Below are 1,647 nucleotides of genomic sequence, written 5' to 3' on the forward strand. Positions count from 1 at the left end.
TTGGCAGAGGAAATTGAGGCTTTGGGCAGGCAGGAGCGCCGGGAACTGGTCAATCGACTGGGGATCCTGCTAGGCCATTTGCTGAAATGGCAGTTCCAACCTCACTTGCGAGGTAAAAGCTAGCGAGCAACCCTTAGCGAGCAACGCCGCCAAATTCAGCGACTCCTCAAAGAGAGTCCTAGCCTCAAACCGGAGCTGGCGGCAGCTCTGGCAGAGGCTTACCAAGACGGGATCCTGCTCGTAGTAAAGGAAACACCGCTTGCTGAAGACGACCTGCCCGCCGAGTGCCCCTACACTCTTGAGCAAGTGGTAAATCTCGGCTTTTATCCGGGATGAGAACAGCTCAAAGGGCTTTGCTCGCCCTCGAGAAATGCCGCCTCTTGCAACCTGACAGAGAAAGCTGGGTTGTCCAGACCAATCTGTCCCCCAAGAGCTGCAACCAGAGCTTTGGGAGGGCCGACACCAGCAGGCCGAGAAGCTTATCACTGCTCATGCCAACACACTGAGAATCTTAATAACAACGGCAGGCCTCAAGGCTCACGAAAGCTGAAGTGAATTCCTCCTCGTGCTAGCGGGACAGGGTTCCTCTAGGGGGCAAGTGCTGCTAGGCTTTGGGCTCCGCGCCGCTAACGCGAGCAAGACTGAGCTCAGGCTCAACAACAAACAGCGGACACTGACAGCCCAACATGCCGGTGTAGCCCGCCGTGCCTACAACTAGGGCCTGGCCATCTGCCAACAGGCCATTGAGGCCAAGCCGAAACTACCCACGGCCAAAGTGCTCCGCACCGCTGTCGCGAACGACCTGCACAAGCGGCTGGTGGTGGGGGTCAAGAAGGCCAACCCCTGGTACTACCAAGTCTCCAAGTGCGCCCCGCAGCAGGCACTCCGCAGCTTAGAGCAAGCCTGCGCGCTACGCGCCGCTGACGCGAACAAACGCTGGCGGAGTGGACTGGGCCGGTTTCCCCGCTTCAAGCGCAAGGGGGTACAGGACAGCTTTTATCTCGAAGGCAACATCCACATCTCCGGCAACCGCATCAAGGTACCTATCTAAGGCCTCCGGCCCGCTTGGTGAGTGGCTGGTTACGCTGTGCGGAGATCCCCCCTACTGCCACCCCCCAGAACGTCGTGATCAGCCTGCGGGCTGGGCGGTGGTACATCTCTTAAGTGCTACGCACCGCTGAAGCGAACAAGTACGAGGCCCTGTCTCCGCAGGTTGAGGAGACGGGGGATGGGGTAGGGGTGGGCTCGGGCGGGAACCAGCTGGCCACCTGCGCCAGTGGGGAAATGTTTGATAACCCCAAGCCCTACCGCAAAGCCCAGAAGCGCTTGGTGAGGCTGCATCGGCGGCTGAGTCGCAAGCAAAAGGGATCCGCCAACCGCAAGAAGGCAGTGGTGCAGCTTGCTAGGGCCCACAAACGGGTGGCGGACATACGACTAGACAACTTGCACAGGCTGACCAGCTACTTGGCCAAGAAGTACCGGCTGGTGGTGATTGAGGACTTGCAGGTAGAAAACCTCCTCAAGAATCACCGCCTGGCCGGATCTTTAGCCGATTGTGGCTTCTATGAGTTAAGGACTCCGTCCCGCTATCGCGAACGGCGACAGCTAGAGTACAAGGCCCAACTCTACGGCTGTCAGTTGGTGGTG

The 1,647-nt window shown here is 59.0% G+C and carries 2 protein-coding genes and 1 pseudogene; all 3 read left to right on the top strand.

Annotated features, from left to right (window positions below):
* Positions 1-21 precede the first annotated feature (21 nt).
* Positions 22-336 (top strand): annotated as a pseudogene (locus NW860_RS03890) (DUF29 domain-containing protein).
* Positions 337-775: 439 nt separating this feature from the next.
* Entirely contained in the window at positions 776-1,051 is a 276-nt protein-coding gene (locus NW860_RS03895; protein ID WP_414512508.1) for a hypothetical protein, read from the top strand.
* Between the two features lie 113 nt (positions 1,052-1,164).
* Positions 1,165-1,647, top strand: a 483-nt coding sequence (locus NW860_RS03900) for an RNA-guided endonuclease InsQ/TnpB family protein (protein WP_414512510.1), incomplete at its 3' end; no start/stop codon positions are given.

This window comes from Synechococcus sp. F70.1, from assembly GCF_047502745.1.
Lineage (GTDB): Bacteria > Cyanobacteriota > Cyanobacteriia > Thermostichales > Thermostichaceae > Thermostichus.